15 protein-coding genes are annotated in these 18,612 nt (G+C 65.9%); 13 read left to right on the top strand and 2 right to left on the bottom strand.

Going from position 1 to position 18,612, the window contains the following annotated elements:
• Positions 1-114 precede the first annotated feature (114 nt).
• Both def and fmt read left to right on the top strand, forming a co-directional pair.
• Positions 115-618 carry a peptide deformylase gene (gene def / locus V5B60_RS05370; protein WP_332345995.1) on the top strand — a complete coding sequence of 168 codons (504 nt, stop codon included), beginning with the start codon at positions 115-117 and terminating at the stop codon, positions 616-618.
• Positions 615-1,541 (top strand): methionyl-tRNA formyltransferase, encoded by a 927-nt coding sequence (gene fmt / locus V5B60_RS05375; RefSeq protein WP_332345997.1) that lies wholly within the window; start codon positions 615-617, stop codon positions 1,539-1,541. Before def ends, fmt begins: the two co-directional genes overlap by 4 nt.
• 44 nt (positions 1,542-1,585) lie before the next feature.
• Here the strand turns inward: fmt and V5B60_RS05380 are convergent, their stop codons facing one another.
• Entirely contained in the window at positions 1,586-2,581 is a 996-nt protein-coding gene (locus V5B60_RS05380; protein ID WP_332345999.1) for a S1/P1 nuclease, read from the bottom strand.
• 77 nt (positions 2,582-2,658) lie between these two features.
• Here V5B60_RS05380 and rsmB point away from each other — a divergent pair, with 77 nt between their 5' ends.
• From rsmB to V5B60_RS05430, 10 genes are all read left to right on the top strand, one after another.
• A complete protein-coding gene (rsmB, locus tag V5B60_RS05385) occupies positions 2,659-4,008 on the top strand; it encodes a 16S rRNA (cytosine(967)-C(5))-methyltransferase RsmB (protein WP_332346001.1) in 1,350 nt (449 codons plus the stop codon).
• Positions 3,983-4,609: a DUF4390 domain-containing protein gene (locus V5B60_RS05390; RefSeq protein WP_332346003.1), complete on the top strand. Its 627-nt coding sequence runs from the start codon at positions 3,983-3,985 to the stop codon at positions 4,607-4,609. Before rsmB ends, V5B60_RS05390 begins: the two co-directional genes overlap by 26 nt.
• A complete protein-coding gene (locus tag V5B60_RS05395) occupies positions 4,606-6,759 on the top strand; it encodes a sensor histidine kinase (protein WP_332346005.1) in 2,154 nt (717 codons plus the stop codon). Before V5B60_RS05390 ends, V5B60_RS05395 begins: the two co-directional genes overlap by 4 nt.
• Positions 6,760-6,761: 2 nt before the next feature.
• Positions 6,762-8,024, top strand: a complete 1,263-nt coding sequence (locus V5B60_RS05400) for a sigma-54-dependent transcriptional regulator (protein ID WP_034932227.1) — start codon at positions 6,762-6,764, stop codon at positions 8,022-8,024.
• Positions 8,025-8,068: 44 nt separating this feature from the next.
• A complete protein-coding gene (trkA, locus tag V5B60_RS05405) occupies positions 8,069-9,499 on the top strand; it encodes a Trk system potassium transporter TrkA (RefSeq protein ID WP_332346009.1) in 1,431 nt (476 codons plus the stop codon).
• A 9-nt stretch (positions 9,500-9,508) separates the two neighbouring features.
• On the top strand, positions 9,509-10,963 hold the full coding sequence (locus V5B60_RS05410; protein WP_332346011.1) for a TrkH family potassium uptake protein: 1,455 nt from the start codon (positions 9,509-9,511) through the stop codon (positions 10,961-10,963).
• Positions 10,964-11,023: 60 nt separating this feature from the next.
• Entirely contained in the window at positions 11,024-12,118 is a 1,095-nt protein-coding gene (gene hemE, locus V5B60_RS05415) for a uroporphyrinogen decarboxylase (RefSeq protein WP_332346013.1), read from the top strand.
• A gap of 300 nt (positions 12,119-12,418) precedes the next feature.
• Positions 12,419-14,449 carry a primosomal protein N' gene (locus V5B60_RS05420; RefSeq protein ID WP_332346015.1) on the top strand — a complete coding sequence of 677 codons (2,031 nt, stop codon included), beginning with the start codon at positions 12,419-12,421 and terminating at the stop codon, positions 14,447-14,449.
• Between the two features lie 288 nt (positions 14,450-14,737).
• Positions 14,738-16,219, top strand: a complete 1,482-nt coding sequence (locus V5B60_RS05425; RefSeq protein WP_332350431.1) for a Ppx/GppA phosphatase family protein — start codon at positions 14,738-14,740, stop codon at positions 16,217-16,219.
• Positions 16,220-16,251: 32 nt separating this feature from the next.
• Complete coding sequence (locus tag V5B60_RS05430) at positions 16,252-17,451, top strand: hypothetical protein (protein ID WP_332346017.1); 1,200 nt, start codon at positions 16,252-16,254, stop codon at positions 17,449-17,451.
• A 36-nt stretch (positions 17,452-17,487) separates the two neighbouring features.
• On the opposite strand, the gene V5B60_RS05435 is transcribed toward V5B60_RS05430, so the two are convergent.
• Entirely contained in the window at positions 17,488-17,985 is a 498-nt protein-coding gene (locus V5B60_RS05435) for a hypothetical protein (protein WP_332346019.1), read from the bottom strand.
• Positions 17,986-18,155: 170 nt separating this feature from the next.
• Between V5B60_RS05435 and V5B60_RS05440 the strand changes: the two genes are divergently transcribed.
• Positions 18,156-18,539: a hypothetical protein gene (locus V5B60_RS05440; protein WP_332346020.1), complete on the top strand. Its 384-nt coding sequence runs from the start codon at positions 18,156-18,158 to the stop codon at positions 18,537-18,539.
• The last annotated feature ends 73 nt before the right edge of the window (positions 18,540-18,612 follow it).

Raw genomic sequence — 18,612 nt, forward strand, 5'->3', positions numbered from 1 at the left:
AGCGATTGGGCAGCCCGGCCGCCAAGCTTCCGGTGCGTGCGATACACGGACGCCGGCATTGTCGAGACACTGCCTTAAATTCTGCACGTAGTTACTTATTCGATCAAGTTTTTTATGTCTTTGCTGCCGATACTTCGTTTCCCCGACCCACGTCTGAAAAAGGTTGCCGCGCCGGTGGTGGCCATCGATGACGGCATACGCCGGCTGGCGCGCGACATGGCCGAGACAATGTACGAGGCGCCGGGGATCGGTCTGGCGGCGACACAGGTCGACGTGCACCTGCGTTTGATTGTCGTCGATGCATCCGAAACCCGCGACCAGTTGCTCGTGCTCATCAATCCGGAAGTCCAGGCGCAGGATGGATCTCAGAAGTGCGAGGAGGGCTGTCTGTCGGTACCGGGCATCTACGAACGGGTCGAAAGGGCCGAGCATGTGGTGGTGCGCTATCGTGACCTCGACGGGCGGGAACAGATCGTCGAGGCCAGCGGCTTGCTGGCGGTCTGCCTGCAGCATGAAATCGACCACCTCCAGGGGCGGGTATTCGTCGAGCACTTGTCACAACTGAAGCAGTTGCGCATCCGTAGCAAGCTGGCCAAGCAGGCACGGATCACTGCATGAGGCTGGGCTTCGCCGGGACGCCCGAGTTCGCAGCCGTTGCCCTGCGGGCCGTGCTGGCAGCCGGCCACGCGGTCGAGCTGGTGCTGACGCAGCCCGATCGTGCCGCAGGCCGTGGTCTGGCCCAGCGTCCGTCGCCGGTGAAGCGGTTGGCCCAAGTCGCGGGACTCAGGCTCCTGCAACCACCGACACTGCGTGACGCGGTCGTCCAGCAAGAGATTCGTTGCCGCGAGTTGGAGGTCCTGGTCGTCGCCGCTTACGGTCTGATCCTGCCGCAGGCCATTCTCGACCTGCCGCTGCGGGGCTGCATCAACATCCACGCCTCGCTGCTGCCACGCTGGCGGGGCGCGGCACCGATCCAGCGCGCCATTCTGGCGGGAGATCGGGAGACCGGCATCAGCATCATGCAGATGGACGCCGGGCTGGACAGCGGTCCGGTGTTGTTGTCGGCGGTGCAGGACATTCGTGACGATGACACCGCCGCTTCGCTACACGACCGGCTGGCCGAGATGGGTGCCGGCCTCGTGCTCGAGGTGCTCGATCGACTGCCGTTCGCCGGCTGCGAGCAGCCGGCGGAAGGGATTACTTACGCTGCCAAGATCGACAAGGCTGAGACTGTGCTCGACTGGCGCCAGCCTGCCGCGCAGCTCGCACGGCAGGTGCGAGCGTTCAATCCGCTGCCGGTGGCCCGTTGCATGCTGGGGGGCAACGTGCTCAAGGTCTGGGCGGCAACTCCGCTGGCTGCGAGCGGCTCTCCCGGCCTGATCCTCGCAGCTGGCCGGGACGGCCTGCTGATTGCCTGTGGAGAAGGAGCCCTGCGCATCGAAGAAGTGCAGCAGGCAGGGGGTCGGCGCATGTCGGCAGCAGATTTCCTCAACGGCACAGCGGTGCGGGTTGGCTCCCGCTGCACCTTGGTGGCGCCCTGAAGTGGCCTGTTGGCGCCTCGATAAAGGGCGCTGCCGGTTGGTCTTCAGTCTCCGCTGACGCATGTTCCACGTGAAACACCACGCATGTCCGGCTGCCTGGATGCCTTTCCGCTGGGAGCCTCGCGGCTTGCCAGCACGGTACGCAACAGATCGGCGAGTCGGTAGCCGGCCTCGCTGACGCGGCGATTGGCGATCTCCACCGCCTGCCGGTGAAAGTCGTGACCGATCGTCGGTACCTCTTGGCCACTTGGCGGGTACGCATGGTCACGCGCGAGGCGCCAGCTCTCGTCGATCAACCGCGCCGCCTCCGTTTCCCTTGGCGGTGGCGCATGGCGGCTCGTGAGGCTGCTGACCGCGGCTGCCAGACGGCTGTCGCGCAGCCACGGCGGGCCTGGCAGATCGTCCCAGTAGCGGTGCAGTGTCGTCTCGGGGTGGCGCGTGTTGAACGGATTGACGATGCGGACCGTGTTGCCGCCCTGATCACTTCTGCCGTCAGGCAAGTAGCGACTGGCAGCGTGCAACGGCTGATGCGCGTCTCCGACCAGGTGAATCAGCCAAGGCAAAGCGTAGGCACGCTCCGCCGGACTGGCGTGAGGGTTGCCGACCACCCGGGCCAGCCTCTCGATCTGCCGTTCGATGTCACCCGCTGGCGCCTTGCGGACTGTTGCGCCCTCGAGAGGCCGGTCGACGTAATGCCAGTCGAGCCGTCGCTCCATGTCCGGGAAGCCAGGCAACGTCGGCGTCGGTTCCTCGTTACCGGCGGTATAGAAGCGCTGGTCGCGGCGGATGTCGTCGGGCCAGGTAGAAGCTTCGACAAAAGCGCTTCGGCCAGGATCACCGTCCTTGCTGCGTGCCAGCCAGCGGCCGAAATCGGGATGCCCGCGAAGGATCGTCGTCACCGCGGCCTGGCAGGCGTGGTCGAGCTTCTCCCAGGCAATCATGGCGCTGATGCGATGGCCAGCGGCGTTCCACGCCGCTGCTGTCGGCGCGAGGCCGAGCAGCAGGAGCAGCAGGATGGCTTTGCCTGACGTTCGCAGCATGCATGCATTATCGGCCCTCGGTGCCCGGCTCGCCAGTTGCCGGCATCGTGCTAAACTCGCCGCACTCTTGAACGCCGATGAAAACCCAGCGCTTGCCCTCACCAACAGCCGCCCCGTCGCCGCGCGCCCAGCGGGTTCGCGGTGGGGCATCGGCCAGCCAGCCCAGTCGGCTGCCACCCGATTCGCTGGCCTTCAGCCTGCTGCTGGCGGCACGTGTCCTGGCTGCCGTGCGCGTTGGACGGAGTTTGACGCAAGCTCTGGCGCCGCTGGCCAGTGAGCCTGCTTCTGCCCGCGCCGAGGCGCAGGATGCCGCTTACGCGACGCTGCGGCGCTACGGCTGCGGCGAGTTCCTCCTGCGCCGCCTGCTCGCCAAGGCGTTGCCGCATCCGGAGACCGAGGCACTTCTGCTGGCCGCGCTGTATCGCCTCCAGTCGCGACCGGAGAGCGCCTACGTGGTGGTGGACCAAGCGGTGACGGCGGCTGGCGAACTGGCGGAAGGCGCCTTCAAGGGACTGGTCAACGCGGTCTTGCGCAACTACCTGCGCCAGCGAGAGGACCTCGAGCGCGCGATGCTCGACGACGAGGAGGCGAGACATCAGCACCCGGCGTGGTGGTTGAAGCGGCTTCGCCGCGGATACCCAGACTGCTGGCAGCGGATCGTCGCTTTCGCCAACCGGCCGCCGCCGATGACACTGCGCGTCAATCGGCGGCGCTGTTGCGTCGCGGAGTACGCGGCGAGGCTGAATGCCGCCGGCCTCACCGCGCGGCCCATCGGCCCGGCTGGCTTGTTGCTGGCCGACGCGGTTGCCGTGGACGCGTTACCCGGTTTTGCCGATGGCCTGGTGTCGATCCAGGATGCGGGGGCGCAGCGTGCCGCCGAGTTGCTGGCGCCACAGGCGGGCCAACGCGTTCTCGACGCATGCGCGGCTCCGGGAGGCAAGACCTGCCACCTTCTCGAACTGGCCGACGTCGAGTTGCTGGCGCTCGACGTCCAGGAAAGCAGGGTGCGAAGGATCAGAGACAACCTGCATCGCCTGCGCCTGCCCGCGACGGTGGTACTGGCGGACTGCCGGCGGAGTCCGGATTGGTGGGACGGACGAACCTTCGACCTCATACTCGCCGATGTGCCCTGTTCGTCTTCCGGTGTCGTGCGACGGCACCCGGACATCAAGTACCTGCGCCGCCAGAGCGACATCAGGCAGTTCGTTCACCTGCAGCGGGAAATCCTCGATGGCCTGTGGCCCTTGCTCAAGGCGGGCGGAAAGATGCTCTATGCGACCTGCTCGCTGTTTGAGGAGGAGAATGCGGCGCAGATCGACGCTTTTCTCTTTCGCCAGGCCGCTGCCAGGTGCCTGACCGAGGAACGCTTGCTGCCCCGGGAAGAACATGACGGATTCTATTATGCGCTACTGGAGAAGGCTGCTTAACGCCTGGCTTTGCGGCCTGCTGCTGTTCGGGTCTTCCACCATCCTGGCTTCCGACATCAGTGTCCGCAACCCCGTTCTTTCGCCCAGCGACGAAGGCTACCTGCTGTCGGCTGACTTCAACATCAATCTGAATGCCCGCCTCGACGACGCCATAGCACGCGGGGTCACACTGTACTTCGTCGTCGACTTCGAACTGACACGGGCGCGTTGGTACTGGCTCGACGAACAGGTGATCAGTCGCAGCCAGACCTTTCAGCTTTCCTACCACGCCCTCACCCGCCAGTACCGCCTTTCGAGCGGCGCCCTGCATCAGAGCTTCACTTCGCTCGATGACGCACAGCGGATCCTGTCACGCCTGCGCAACTGGCTTGTTCTCGAGCGCGGTGCCTTAAGATTTGGGGAGAGCTACCAGGCCGCCGTCCGCATGCGCCTCGACTTGAGCCAGATGCCGAAGACCTTTCAGGTCAACGCCCTTGCCAACCGCGACTGGAATCTGTCGTCGGAGTGGGCGCGATGGATTTTCACCCCGTCGGAACTCGTCGTACCGGTGGTGCCCTCGGCAGTGCCCGTACCCGCCGCCGCCGTTTCCGACAGCAGATGAAGAGCCTGATCGTCGCCGCCGCCTCCTTTGGCGGCATCCTGCTGTTTCTCCTTGCTTCGGCGAGCGCCAATACGGCGCTGTTCGCCAGCCACTATCCGTGGTTGCTCGGCCTCAACGCCATCGTCGCGCTTTCGCTCCTGGCACTGATCGCCTGGCAGTTGCACGCCCTCTGGCGGGAGCACCGGGCGCATGTCTTCGGTTCGCGTCTCAAGTTGCGCCTGATGATCATGTTCGGGCTGATGGCGGTGTTGCCCGGTGTCCTGATCTATGCCGTTTCGGTTCAGTTCGTGACCAAGAGCATCGAGACCTGGTTCGATGTCCGCGTCGAGAAGGCGCTCGAGGCCGGTCTCAACCTCGGACGCAGCGCGCTGGATTCGCTGCTCGAGGATCTGGCGGTGAAGGCACAGATCATGGCGCTCGAACTGGCCGATCGTTCGGAAACGCAACGGCGGCTCGATCTGAATCGGCTGCGTGAGCAGCACGGGGTGCAGTCGGCAGCGCTGTTCTCGACCAGCGGCGAACTGCTGGCGACGGCGACGGGCGATCTGGCGACGCTGCTGCCGTCGCAGCCGGCCGACGAGCAACTCCGCCTGGCCCGCCAGGAGCGCCGATATGCCGTCATCGAGGGCAGCGGTGAGAAGGATCTGACGCTGCGCGTCCTGGTCGCCGTCATGCCGGCTGGCCTCGCGGGCGAGACCCGCTTGCTGCAACTCATCGACCCGGTCCCAAGTGCCTTGGCGCTCAACGCCGACCGGGTGCAGACGGTGTACGCGGACTATCAGGAGCTGTCGCTGGGTCGCGAGGGCCTGACCCGCATCTATGCCATGACCCTGACGTTGACGGTGCTGCTGGCACTGTTCACGGCCATCGCCCTGGCCTTCGTTCTTGCCCGTCGCCTGTCGGCGCCGCTGTCCATTCTCGCCGAGGGAACGCAGGCCGTGGCCGCCGGCGACTACACGCCCCGTCAGGCGGTCTACAGTCGCGACGAACTCGGCGTTCTGACCCGCTCTTTCAAACAGATGACCAGCCAGCTCGACGAGGCGCGGCGCGACAGCGAGCGCCACCGCAGCGAACTGGAAGCGGCTCGCGCCTACCTCGAATCGATCCTCGCCAACCTCTCGGCCGGTGTCTTGGTCTTCGACCGGCGCTTGGTCCTGCGAACCGTCAACCAGGGTGCGTCGACCATCCTGTCTGACGATTTCGACGGCTTGCTGGGTCAGCCGGCCGATCTCTGGGTGCGCCAGCAGTTGCTCGGGAAGGCGATCGACCGCGCCTTCGTCCACCACGAGCGTCGCGAATGGCAGGAAGAGATCGAACTCGATCACGCCGGTGGCCTGCCGCAGATTCTGCTCCTGCGTGGCACCGAACTGCCCGCCGAGTCACACGGAGGCTATGTCGTCGTGTTCGACGACGTCACGCGACTGATCGCCGCGCAGCGCAGCGCGGCCTGGGGCGAGGTGGCGCGCCGTTTGGCGCACGAGATCAAGAACCCGCTGACGCCGATCCAGCTCTCCGCCGAGCGCTTGCAGATGAAGCTTGCCGATCACCTGAGTGGCGCTGACGCCGAGATGCTCGACCGGGCGACGCGAACGATCATCACCCAGGTGCAGGCGATGAAGCGCATGGTCAACGATTTCAGCGACTACGCGCGTTTGCCGGCACCCGACCTGGCGGCGGTCGACCTGAATGCGCTGATCGCCGAGGTACTCGGCCTTTACGAGACCTCCGGCGTGCACATCAAGCGCAAGCTCAACCTCAGGTTGCCGCTGGTTCTCGGCGACGCCACCCAGTTGCGACAGATCATCCACAATCTCCTGCGCAACGCCGAAGAGGCCCAGGAGGGGGCCGCTGCGCCATGTGTCGTCATCGTCACCCGCTGCGCAGAGAACATGGCCGAGCTGGTGGTGAAGGACCATGGGCCCGGGTTTCCGCCCGAGATCATCGCCCGCGTCTTCGAGCCCTACGTCACGACCAAGGCGCGTGGTACCGGACTCGGCTTGGCGATCGTCAAGAAGATCGTCGATGAGCATCATGGGCGCATCAGCATCAACAACCGTCAGCCGGTCGGCGCAGAGGTCAGCATCAGCCTGCCACTAGCGCCGCAAGCGGACTCCGACAGCCATTTCAAGAAGACTCTTTCCGGGACCTGAGCATGGCGCAAGTACTGATCGTCGATGACGAAATGGGCATTCGAGAACTCCTGTCGGAGATCCTGGCCGACGAAGGCCACTCGGTATGGCTGGCGGAGAATGCCGCGGCAGCGCGCAGGCTGCGTGCCGAAAGAAGACCGGATCTCGTCCTGCTCGACATCTGGATGCCGGACACCGATGGCATCTCGCTGCTCAAGGAGTGGTCGGCGGGCGGACTGTTGACGATGCCCGTGGTGATGATGTCGGGGCACGGCACGATCGATTCGGCGGTCGAGGCGACGCGCATCGGCGCAGCCGATTTCCTCGAGAAGCCGATCGCGCTGCAGAAGCTGCTGCTCACCGTCAAGAAGGCGCTCAAACATGAGACTTTGCAGGTCAAGAAGCCGCTGACTCTCGATGCCTTTGCCCACTCCCCGCTGTTGAAGGATCTCAAGCGCCGTCTGGAGCAGGCAGCGGCGAAGACGTCCGTACTGCTGTTGAAGAGCACCTCGGGTGCGATTGCCGAGATCTGCGCCCGCACACTGCAGACGCCGCTGACCCCCTGGCTCGACCTGTCGACCGCGAGTTCGGCACTGACGCAGGAGATGCTGCAGAAAGCCAGCGGCGGCGTCGTCTTCATCGCCGATCTGGCGCATCTCGGCAAGCTGCAGCAGATGAGCCTGGCCTTCGCCCTGGAGCGGCTCGAGCGTCTCAACCTGCAACTGGTGGCGGCTTCCAGCCGGCCGCTGGCAACCCTCGTCGAGTCAGGCTGGGATGCGGCGCTGGTGAGCCGGCTGGGCGAAGTGTGGGTGGCTCTACCGCAGATCTCGGGTCACGCCGATGATGTGCCGGAGATCGCCTCGCTGCTGCTGGCGCATCTGGCGGAGCGTGGCGAAGTGCCCTTGCGGCGTTTTTCCAGCGGCGCGCAGAACGCCCTCCGCATGCACCGCTGGCACGGCGAGTGGGCGGAACTGCTTGGCACGGTGCGCAACCTCGCCCTCTCCGCGCTCGAGGAGGAGATCAGCAGCGAAGACGTGACCCGTATCCTGCAGACCGAGGTGGTCGAGAACGGCGTGACGCAGGCCTTGCCGGCGGCCTTTTTCGACCAGCCGTTGCGCGAGGCGCGGGAGGCCTTCGAGAAGATGTACTTCGAGTACCATTTGACTGGCGAACGCGGTAGCATGACGCGTTTGGCGGAGAAGACCGGTCTCGAACGGACGCACCTCTATCGCAAGTTGAAGCAGCTTGGCCTGAACATCGGCCGGCGTGGCGACGAACGCGACTGAGGCGGGACCACCGGTTTCCTGCATGTCGGGGCAGAGGAGGGGCAGTGCGCATCGTGATCCTGGGTGCTGGGCAGGTAGGGGCCAGCGTTGCCGAGAGTTTGGCTTCCGAGAACAACGACATCACCATGGTCGACAGCGACCAGGACCGCCTCGCCTACCTGCAGGACCGCCTCGACATCCAGACGGTACATGGCAACGCGGCGCATCCTTCCGTTCTGGCGAGCGCCGGTGTGGACGACGCCGACCTGCTGATCGCCGTCACCCAGAGCGACCAGACCAATCTCGTCGCCTGCAAGGTGGCGCACAGTGTCTTCAACGTACCCTCGCGAATCGCCCGCCTGCGAGCCGCCGACTTCGTCGACAGCGAAAAGCTGCTGGCGCCCGAGAACTTCGCCGTCGATTACGCACTGGTACCGGAGAAGGTGATCACCGAATACATCGCGCGCCTGGTGGACTTTCCGGAAGCGCTGCAGGTGCTCAGTTTTGCCGGTGGTTCGGTGGTCCTGGTGGGCGTCCGGGCCTACGCGGGTGGCCTCCTTGTCGGCAGCCCGATCAAGGAGATGCGTGGCCACCTGCCGCCCGAGATCGATGGTCGCATCGCTGCCATCTACCGCCGCGACGGCGCCATCACGCCGAGCGGCGAAACGGTGGTCGAGGACGGCGATGAGGTCTTCCTGCTGGCCGCCGAGGAGCACATCCGGGCCGTGATGCGCGAGCTGCGCCGCTCGGTCGAACCGGTGCAACGGGTGATGATCGCCGGCGGTGGCAACATCGGGCTGCGCGTCGCGGAGGCGCTGCAGGCGCGTTGCCAGGTCAAGGTGATCGAGGTGGATCGACGGCGTGCCGAACACGTCGCCGGTGCGCTGAAATCGGCCCTGGTGCTCAGCGGCGATGCCACCGACGAGGAGTTGCTGCAGCAGGAGGCGATCGACGCGATGGACCTCTTCCTTGCACTGACCAACGACGACGAAGACAACATCATGGCCGCCTCACTGGCCAAGCGGATGGGCTGCGCCCGCGTCCTGGCGCTGATCAATCGCCGGGCCTACGCCGAACTGGTCCAGGGCGGCCCGATCGACATTGCCATCTCGCCGGCGCAGGTGTCGATCGGTTCGTTGCTGACCTATGTCCGGCATGGCGACGTGGCGCAGGTGCACAGCTTGCGACGGGGCGCCGCCGAGGCGCTCGAGGTGGTCGCACACGGCGATCGCAAGACGTCGAAGGTCGTCGGCCGGCGAGTTGACGAGTTGCCGCAGATTCATGGGGCCTTCATCGCGGCCATCGTCCGCGATCTCGACCGCCACCGCGACGTCGGCTACCTCGGGCTGGCGAAGAAGAAGCAGAAGGGCCGCGTGCTGATCGCGCACAAGGACGTGGTCGTCGAGACCGATGACCACGTGATCGTCTTCTGCCTGGACAAGAAGGTGGTCAGGCAGGTCGAGAAGCTCTTCTCCGTCGGCTTCCACTTCTTCTGAGAACGCGCCATGCAACGCTATTACCCGGTGGTGCGGGTGCTTTCGCTGGTCATCCTGATGTTCGGCATGACGATGCTGGTGCCGTTGCTGCTTTCATGGCTCATGCACGATGGCGCCGAGAGCGCTTTCGACGAGGCGGTCGTTCTCACCGTCGCCACCGGTCTCGGCCTGTGGTGGGCGACGCGCCGCGAGACACGCGACCTGACCATTCGCGACGGTTTCCTGATGGTCGCCCTGGTGTGGACCGTCCTGCCCGTTTATGCGGCGCTACCGCTGGTCCTGCAACTCAACCTCAGCTTCACTGATGCCTATTTCGAGGCGGTTTCGGGTCTGACGACCACCGGTGCGACGGTTGTCGTCGGTCTGGATGAGCTGCCGGTGTCGATCAACTTCTGGCGTACCCAGCTCGTCTGGCTGGGCGGCATGGGCTTGATCGTACTCGCCGTCGCCATCCTGCCGCTGCTGGGAATCGGTGGCCGGCAGATGTTCAAGGCCGAGACCCCCGGCCCGATGAAGGATTCGAAGATGACCCCGCGCATGGCGGAGACGGCGAAGGGGCTGTGGCTCGTCTATGTACTGATCTCGATCGCCTGTACGCTTGGCTACTACTGGGCGGGGATGTCGTGGCTCGACGCGATCATGCACATGTTCGCGACCATGGGCCTGGGTGGCTTCTCGAGCCATGACGCCAGCTTCGGTTTTTTCGATTCACCGGCGATCGAGGCGGTCAGCATCGCCTTCATGCTGATCGCCGGCTGCAACTTCGCCACCCATTTCCTCGTCCTCTCGCAGCGCTCGTTCAGTCCGTACGCGACCGATCCCGAGGCCGGCTGGTTCCTGCTGGTGACCATCGGCAGCGTCATCGGTATCGCCGTCTTCCTCGACGTGCATGAGGTTTATCCAACCTTCCTCGAGGCGCTGCGCTTTTCGGCGTTCAATGTCGTCTCGATCGCCACCACCACCGGTTTCGCCAATACCGATTACGCGCTTTGGCCATTCTTCGCGCCGTTGTGGATGCTGTTCCTGTGCAGTTTCGCCACCAGCGCCGGTTCCACTGGTGGCGGCATCAAGATGATCCGCGCCATCGTCCTCTACAAGCAGGTGTACCGCGAACTGGCGCGGGCGATGCACCCGAGCGCCGTGCACCCGGTGAAGATCGGCAACAGCGTCGTGCCTTCGAACATCCTCTTCGCCGTGCTCGCCTTCGGCTTCATCTACATGGTGTGCATCGTCTCGATGACCTTGCTGCTGTCGTTCTCCGGTCTCGAGATCATCACCGCGCTGTCGGCGGTCATCGCCAGTATCAACAACACCGGTCCCGGCCTCGGCGAAGTCGGGCCGGCGAACAACTTTGCCGGGCTCACCGATTTCCAGACCTGGGTGTGTACGGTGGCGATGCTTCTCGGCCGTCTCGAGATCTTCACGCTGCTGGTGGTCCTGACGCCTGCCTTCTGGCGCAAGTAGCATCGGCACCGGCGGACGATTCCCTGTGTGCAAACCAATCCCCGAACCGTGGAGCAGACTGTGAGCCGACCGAGCAACGACACCCTCCTGCGCGCCCTGCGCCGGCAGCCAACCGAGCAGACGCCGGTCTGGCTGATGCGCCAAGCCGGCCGCTATCTGCCCGAATACTGCGAAACGCGGCGACGTGCCGGCAGCTTCCTGCAGTTGTGCAAGAACCCGGCGCTGGCCTGCGAAGTGACGCTGCAGCCGCTCGCGCGCTACGACCTCGATGCCGCCATCCTCTTCTCCGACATTTTGACGGTACCGGATGCGATGGGACTGGGACTCTTCTTCACCGATGGCGAGGGTCCGCGCTTCGAACGCCCGTTGCGCGAGGAATGGGCGATCCGCGACCTGACGGCACCGGACCCCTGGGACCACTTGCGCTACGTGACCGATGCCGTCGCCGAGATCAGGCGGGCATTGCACGACTCGGTGCCACTGATCGGCTTCTCGGGCAGTCCCTACACCCTCGCCTGCTATATGGTCGAAGGTGGCGCGAGCAGCGACTACCGCCACATCAAGAGCATGCTGTACGGGCGGCCCGACCTCCTGCACCGGATTCTGTCGGTGACTGCCGATGCCGTCACCTCCTACCTCAACGCGCAGATCGAATCCGGCGCGCAGGCGGTGATGATCTTCGACTCGTGGGGTGGCTCGCTTTCGGCTGCAGCCTATCAGGAGTTCTCTCTGAGCTACCTGCGGCGGATCGTCGACGGCTTGATCCGCGAACGGGCGGGTGAGCCGGTGCCGTCGATCGTGTTCACCAAGGGCGGTGGCCTGTGGCTGGAGTCGATTGTCGACAGCGGTTGTGACGCGATCGGTGTCGACTGGACCATCGACATCGGCGAAGCGCGCCGTCGTGTCGGTCAGCGTGTTGCGCTGCAAGGGAACCTCGATCCCGCTGTCCTCTTTGCGTCGCCGCAGCAGATCGTCGCCGAAGCCACGAAGGTCCTCGCCAGCTACGGTGCCGATGGTTGCGGCCACGTCTTCAATCTTGGACACGGGATATCGCAGTTCACGCCGCCGGAAAACGTCAGAGCGCTGGTTGACGCGGTGCACCAACACAGCCGCGAACTGCGCCGGTCCGGAAACGAATTGACTCGGGGGAGTTGACTTGTTCACAGAAATGTCCCATGGGCGCGACGCCGCCGCCCGGTCTGCGAATGACGCCGCCCATGTTTTATAACTAAATGATTTATAAGTGTTTTTGAATTGCTGAATTTTTGGGCAAGTACGCTGCAGCCCTTGCTGCAAGGGCCTTCGCGAGGCTTTCCGGCGTTTCGATCCACAGAGTTGTCCACAGGTTCTGGGGACGAGCGAAAACGTGTGCTAATTGAGCGTCTTACCCTTCTTTGCCAGAATTTGCGCGAGCTTGTGGTGCTAAGTGGTCCAATCGGGACACCCGTCTGAGAGATGGCCGAACGACGGACTGAGCCGTGCTTGGTGCGCGTCGCGCTCGACCTGCCACTGCGCCGCCTGTTTGACTACCGTTGCCCGGACGATCCACCGCTGACCCTTGCCGATGTCGGCTACCGGGTCCGCGTCCCGCTGGGCCAGCGGCAGAGGATCGGCATCATCGTAGCCGTCGGTGTGGACAGCGACGTCAATCCAGAGGACCTGAAGCCGGTCGGCGAAGTCCTCCGCGACCTGCGCCCGTTGCCGGATGCATGGTTCCGGTTGACCCGATTTTGTGCTTCCTATTATCACGTGCCACTCGGCCAAGTCATGCTCGCCACGCTCCCTGCCAGACTGCGGACAGTGGCGGCGGTGAGGACGCGGGTTGGGCGGCACCCCGCGCAGGTCCGCCCAGCCCTGCAGCCACCACCGCTGACGGTCGAACAGCAGGCGGTCCTCGGTGCCGTGCTGGCCGGGGGAACGGGGTTTCGTGCCTACCTGTTGCATGGCGTGACGGGCAGCGGCAAGACCGAGGTATACCTGCGCCTGATCGAGTGGGCGCTGACAGCCGGACGGCAGGCGCTGGTTCTGGTGCCGGAGATCAACCTCACCCCCCAGCTCGAAGCACGCGTCGGCGAACGCTTTCCCGCTGCCGGGATGGTCAGTCTGCACAGCGATCTTGCCGAGGCGGCGCGCAGCCGCAACTGGCGGGCGGCATGTGGTGGCGAGGCGCGCATCGTTCTCGGTACCCGGCTGGCCGTGTTCACGCCGCTGCCGGAACTCGGTCTGATCATCGTTGACGAAGAGCACGACGGCTCGTTCAAGCAACAGGATGGGGTCCGCTACTCGGCGCGTGACCTGGCGGTCTTCCGGGCCCGCGACAGCGGCGTTCCGGTCGTTCTCGGATCGGCGACGCCGTCGCTCGAGAGCTGGGCGAACGCCATTGGCAACGGCGGACGCGGGCGTTATCGCCTGCTCACGCTGCGCCAGCGGGCTGTCGAAGGTTCTCGGCTGCCGCTGGTGCGCATCATCGACACGCGGCTCGAGAAGCCGCAGGACGGGCTCACGGGCACCCTCCTGCAGGCGATCGGGCAGCGACTCCAGTGCGGTGAACAGAGCCTCGTCTTCCTGAACCGGCGCGGTTACGCGCCCGTGATGAGTTGCCCTGCCTGCGGCTGGATCTCCGGCTGCCAGCGCTGCGCGGCGCACCTCGTGCTGCATCTGGTCGACCGCCGCCTGCGCTGCCACCACTGCGGTTATCAGACCCCCTTGCCGCGGCAGTGTCCGACCTGCGGCAACCAGGACCTGCGTGCCCTCGGCCGGGGCACGCAACGTCTCGAGATGGTTCTTGCCGAACGCTTTCCGCAGGCCCGTCTGCTGCGCGTAGACCGGGACTCGGCGAGCAGTCGCAAGCAATGGACAGAACTGCTGCGGCGGATCCACGACGGCGAGGCAGACATCCTGGTTGGCACGCAGATGCTTGCCAAGGGCCATGATTTTCCGAAGCTGACGCTGGTGGGAGCGATCGCTCCCGATGCCGCGCTCTTCGCCGCTGACTGGCGAGCACCCGAACGCCTCTTTGCCCAGTTGATGCAGGTAGCCGGGCGCGCTGGCCGGGCCGAGCGCCCGGGCGAAGTGCTGCTGCAGACGCAGTTTCCAGACCATCCTCTCTATCAGGCCTTGTGCCGCCATGACTACGAGAGCTTTGCCACCGCCCAACTCACCGAGCGCCGGCAGGCCGGGTTTCCGCCCTACACGCACCAGGCGGTCTTGCGCGCAGAGGCGCCACACATGGCCGATGCCATCGCTTTCCTGGTGGCGGCGCGGGATTGCGCGGCAGTCGCCGCCGCGGCGGCACTCAGCTTCTACGATCCGGTGCCGATGCGCCTGGCACGCCGTGCGAGCATGGAGCGGGGTCAGCTTCTCGTCGAGTCGCCGTCCCGTCGTGCCCTACAGGCCTTTCTCGCCGATTGGCTGACGCAGATCGAGACGTTGCGCGCTCCGTCACGGTTGCGCTGGCACCTCGAGGTGGACCCGCTCGATCTCTGACCGTTCGCTGGTAGTCGAGCGCCACGAAGCAGGAGCGGGCCGCCAGGCGCTCGCTGACCCTCGCGCTGCTCATCTCGCCGCAACAGGCCGACGAACGCTAGAGGACATGTCGCCGACGGGCGCCGCTTGACTGCCGGCGGTGAAGGCGCCGATACTCGAGACGAATGCGGCCCGCTCCGGCTGCCTGCTCAGCCGGTGTCCGTCCTTTCTCCGTCTGTCAGCCTGAGGAGTATTCCCGTGTCTTCCGATTTCGTCGCTGCCATCGACCTCGGGTCGAACAGCTTCCACATGGTCGTCGCGCGCATCAGCGACGGCCACGTCCAGATTCTCGACCGCTTGCGCGAGATGGTGCAGCTTGCCGCCGGACTTGACGACCACAACCGCCTGTCGGCGCAGGCCCAGCAGCGGGCCCTCGACTGTCTGGCGCGCTTCGCCCAGCGTCTGCGCCACATTCCCGCGGCGCGCCTGCGCATCGTCGGCACCAACACCCTGCGCCAGGCGCGCAACAGCGCTGACTTCGTCGCCCGCGCCGAGCAGGCTCTCGGTCATCGCGTGGAGGTCGTCAGCGGCCAGGAAGAGGCGCGGTTGATCTACCTCGGCGTCGCGCACAGTGTTGGCGATCTTGCCGGACAGCGCCTGGTGATCGATATCGGCGGCGGCAGCACCGAGCTGATCATCGGCGAGGCTTTCGACCCGCTGCACCTGGCCAGCCTGCGCATGGGTTGCGTCAGCCTCAGCCGCGCCTGTTTTGGTGATGGCCGGGTGACGGCCAACCGCTTGCGCCAAGCCGAACTGCTGGTGCAACTGCATCTCGAACCCGTCCGTGAGGAATATCTCGCGCGTGGCTGGGAAATGGTGACCGGTGCCTCCGGCTCGATCAAGGCGATCCAGGAGGTGATCGTCCGCGAGGGCTGGAGTCGCGCGGGGATCACGCTTGACGCGCTGCACCGGCTGCGTGGTGCCCTGCTCGAAACATCGGACATGGCGGGACTCACCAGCCGCTGGCAACTCGAGCCAGCGCGCGCGCGCGTGTTCGCCGGTGGCTTCGTGGTCCTGCATGGATTGTGCGAAGCACTCGGCATCGAGCGGCTCGAGGTCTCGGAAGGCGCCCTGCGCGAGGGGCTGATCTATGATCTGCTGGGTCGCATCCGGCATGAGGACGTGCGCGACCGGACCATCGCCGACGTCATCCGCCGTTTCGCGCTCGATCAGGCACAGGCCGAGCGGGTCAGCGCGACGGCGCTCGATCTGCTGCGCCAGGTGCGTGCCAGATGGGGTCTTGCCGGCAAGGATGCGAAGCACGTGCTCGAACGGGCCGCCCGCCTGCACGAAATCGGCCTGCTGCTGTCGCACGACCAGTACCACAAGCACGGCGCTTATGTCCTCGAGCATGCGGACCTGCCGGGCTACTCGCGCGATGACCAGCTGCTGCTGGCAGTTCTCGTCCGGCGCCACCGGCGTTCCTTCCCCGCCGATGCGTTCGCTGCCTTGCCGAAGGCGACGGTTGGTGCCGCCCGGCGTCTCTGCACGCTCCTGCGTCTGGCGGTCGTCCTGCATCGCGGTCGCAGCAGCGAGCCACTGCCGCCGATCGCCCTGCAGGTAGACCGCCAGCGCTTGCATCTGCTCTTCCCGTGTGGCTGGCTGGCAGCCCATCCGCTGACTCGGGCCGATCTGCAGATCGAGGCGGCGCTGCTGGCCAAGGCCGGCTTCGCGTTGCGCTTTGGCGATGCCAGGCAACCCGACCGGCAGCTGCCGCCCAGCACCTCCTGAGCGGGCGGCGAGTGCGGGCTTGGCTGCTTCTCTTGTTGCCACCGCTGCTGGTGGCGGCCTTGTTGCTGGTGATCACCGACCGGCAGCCCCTGGTCAGCCGCAGTGAAGGCGTTGCCACTGGCTCGATCGTCGAGGCCCGGCGTTTGCTGGCCAACCGAGATTCCGGTCGCCTGCAGCGCGCTGACGAGCGCACGGCCATCATTTCCGCCGCATTGCTCGACACCGCCATCGACCATTTCGCGAGTCACAATCTCGGGGCGCGTGCGGCGTTCGTCATCGTTGGGCGCAGCGGCGAGCTTCGTTTGAGCATCCCCCTGCGGGGCCTGCCCGATACGCGCTACCTCAACCTGTCGGCCGTCATCGCCGCAGCCGATGGGCGCCCACGGATCGCCTCGGCTTCATTGGCCGCGCTGCCGCTGCCCGGGTGGCTGGCTGAAGCCGCCGCCGGCCAGGCGATCCGCGCTGCGGGCTTGGCCGGGCAGTGGCAGGTCGCGGCACGGGCGGTCAGACGGGTGGACTTCGATGCTGCTGCCAGCCATGTCGTCGTCGACTATGTCTGGCAGCCGGAGCTGCTCGAGCAGCTCCGCTCGTTCGCCGTTACGCCCGCAGACACGGTCGACCTGCGCAACGCCCAGGCGGCCCTGGCTGGGCTCCTCGACCACCGTGCCGGGGTGGTACCGCTGGGACAGGTTCTGACGCCGCTTCTGGGTTGCTGCGGAGGAGGGTCAGCCGGCTATGGCCGCGCCGCGTTGCTCGTCCTGGCAGCACACGTTTCCGGCAACTCGCTCTCGCGCCTACTGCCGGAGGCCCGATCCTGGGCTCGCCCGCGCCGCGTCAAACTGAGCCTGCGCGGTCGCCATGACAGCGCCCAGCATTTCGTCGTCTCAGCGGCGCTCGCGGCTTGGGCGGGTGAGTCGGCAGCCGACGCGATCGGCCTCGACAAGGAAATGCGCGACGCGCGCAGCGGTAGCGGATTTTCCTTTGCCGATCTCGCCGCTGACCGCGCCGGAAGCCGCTTCGGCGAGCTGGTTGCGGCGAACTCGCCGCGTCTGCAGGCGGCTCTGCAGCGACCCCTGAGCGACAGCGACCTGGCGCCGTCGCTCGCAGGGCTGCCCGAAGGCCTGTCGGCAGCCGAGTTCGAACGCCGTTTCGGGGCCCCTGAGAGCGTGGACTACCGGCAGGTCACGAGCGAGATCGAGCGTCGCCTCCGCGCAATGCCGCTCTACCGCTGACGGCGGGCGGCGGGCAAAGGCGACTGGCGGCGATCCTCAGCGCCGCCAGCGGCCAGCGACCCAGAACCAGATCAGCGACGGTGCCTGCGTTGCGAGCAGCACGAGGAAGGCACTGCGGTGTGCCATCGCCGGGCTCTGCCCGTATCCCTGCAGCAGATCGATCAGCAGGCCGAGCCCCCACTGGACGCCGAAGGCACCGATGAAGACCATCAGGTTGAAAGCCGTGTTCGCTCGACCCGAAAGGGACAGCGGGAAACCGGCCGCTGCCTGCGAGTACGCCAGCGTGCCAAAACTGGAGAAGGTTCCGTAGACCAGCCAGAGCAGGTAGCTCTGCTGTAGCCCTCCGTTGACGATCAAGGCCAGCATGACGAGCAAAATGCTGAGACCGGCGCCGAGCAACTGCACCGGCCTGATCCCGCGTCGCGCGAGGGTGGTGGCGAGGAGCCCGATGAACACGTTGGCGTGTAGCGCGGAACCGCTCATCCCGGCCATATGCTCGGCGGCAACGGCGCGCGTGTAGCCGCTGACCTGCATCAGCCAGGAGATCGACTACAGGCTTTGCACCGCCATGAAGCCACCCGCGAGGCACAGGCCCAGCGGGGCGAAACGCCAGAAATGGGCGCTGCCGAAAACCACCTTCACCCCCTCCCCACTGTGTCGCGAGGCTCTCCCGCCGGCCTGTCCCCTGCTCTTCCGGGACACTGATGAAGAGCCAGCCGGCGACGACCAACGTCAGCCCGGCGAGGACGGTGAAGATCTCTCGCCAGCCGGCCAGTTGCAGTGCCACTTCCAGCGGTGCCGTCGCCGCCAGCGCTCCGAGTCCGCCCGAAGTCATGATCCAGGCCGGTCAGCGAAGCCTGTCGCTCGGCCGGAAAGCTCAGCGAAAAAGCCTTGAACGCGGCCATCAGGCAGGCGGATACGCCGAGGCCGCTCAGTCCTCGCCCGACGGCCAGCCCGAAGATTCCCTGGCCCATGGCGAAGGTGGCGGCACCGGCGGCGGCGATCAGGAGGAGCGCCGACTCCACCCGGCGTGCCCGGAAACGGTCGAGCAGCATGCCCAGCGGCATGCTGAGCGGCGGCGAAGGTGAGGAAGCAGGCGCTGGTCAGCAGACCCAGATCGCCGGCACCGAGTTTCAGCTCGTCGGACAGTACCGGTCCGAT

Origin of the sequence: Accumulibacter sp. (genome assembly GCF_036625195.1) — a bacterium.
Classification (GTDB): domain Bacteria; phylum Pseudomonadota; class Gammaproteobacteria; order Burkholderiales; family Rhodocyclaceae; genus Accumulibacter.

What these genes read in the sequence shown, in the direction of transcription:
- def (WP_332345995.1), top strand. Translation starts at nt 115, where the DNA reads ATGTCTTTGCTGCCGATACTTCGTTTCCCCGACCCACGTCTGAAAAAG.
- fmt (WP_332345997.1), top strand. Translation starts at nt 615, where the DNA reads ATGAGGCTGGGCTTCGCCGGGACGCCCGAGTTCGCAGCCGTTGCCCTG.
- V5B60_RS05380 (WP_332345999.1), bottom strand. Translation starts at nt 2,581, where the DNA reads ATGCTGCGAACGTCAGGCAAAGCCATCCTGCTGCTCCTGCTGCTCGGC.
- rsmB (WP_332346001.1), top strand. Translation starts at nt 2,659, where the DNA reads ATGAAAACCCAGCGCTTGCCCTCACCAACAGCCGCCCCGTCGCCGCGC.
- V5B60_RS05390 (WP_332346003.1), top strand. Translation starts at nt 3,983, where the DNA reads ATGCGCTACTGGAGAAGGCTGCTTAACGCCTGGCTTTGCGGCCTGCTG.
- V5B60_RS05395 (WP_332346005.1), top strand. Translation starts at nt 4,606, where the DNA reads ATGAAGAGCCTGATCGTCGCCGCCGCCTCCTTTGGCGGCATCCTGCTG.
- V5B60_RS05400 (WP_034932227.1), top strand. Translation starts at nt 6,762, where the DNA reads ATGGCGCAAGTACTGATCGTCGATGACGAAATGGGCATTCGAGAACTC.
- V5B60_RS05410 (WP_332346011.1), top strand. Translation starts at nt 9,509, where the DNA reads ATGCAACGCTATTACCCGGTGGTGCGGGTGCTTTCGCTGGTCATCCTG.
- V5B60_RS05420 (WP_332346015.1), top strand. Translation starts at nt 12,419, where the DNA reads ATGGCCGAACGACGGACTGAGCCGTGCTTGGTGCGCGTCGCGCTCGAC.
- V5B60_RS05425 (WP_332350431.1), top strand. Translation starts at nt 14,738, where the DNA reads ATGGTCGTCGCGCGCATCAGCGACGGCCACGTCCAGATTCTCGACCGC.
- V5B60_RS05435 (WP_332346019.1), bottom strand. Translation starts at nt 17,985, where the DNA reads ATGCAGGTCAGCGGCTACACGCGCGCCGTTGCCGCCGAGCATATGGCC.
- V5B60_RS05440 (WP_332346020.1), top strand. Translation starts at nt 18,156, where the DNA reads ATGAAGAGCCAGCCGGCGACGACCAACGTCAGCCCGGCGAGGACGGTG.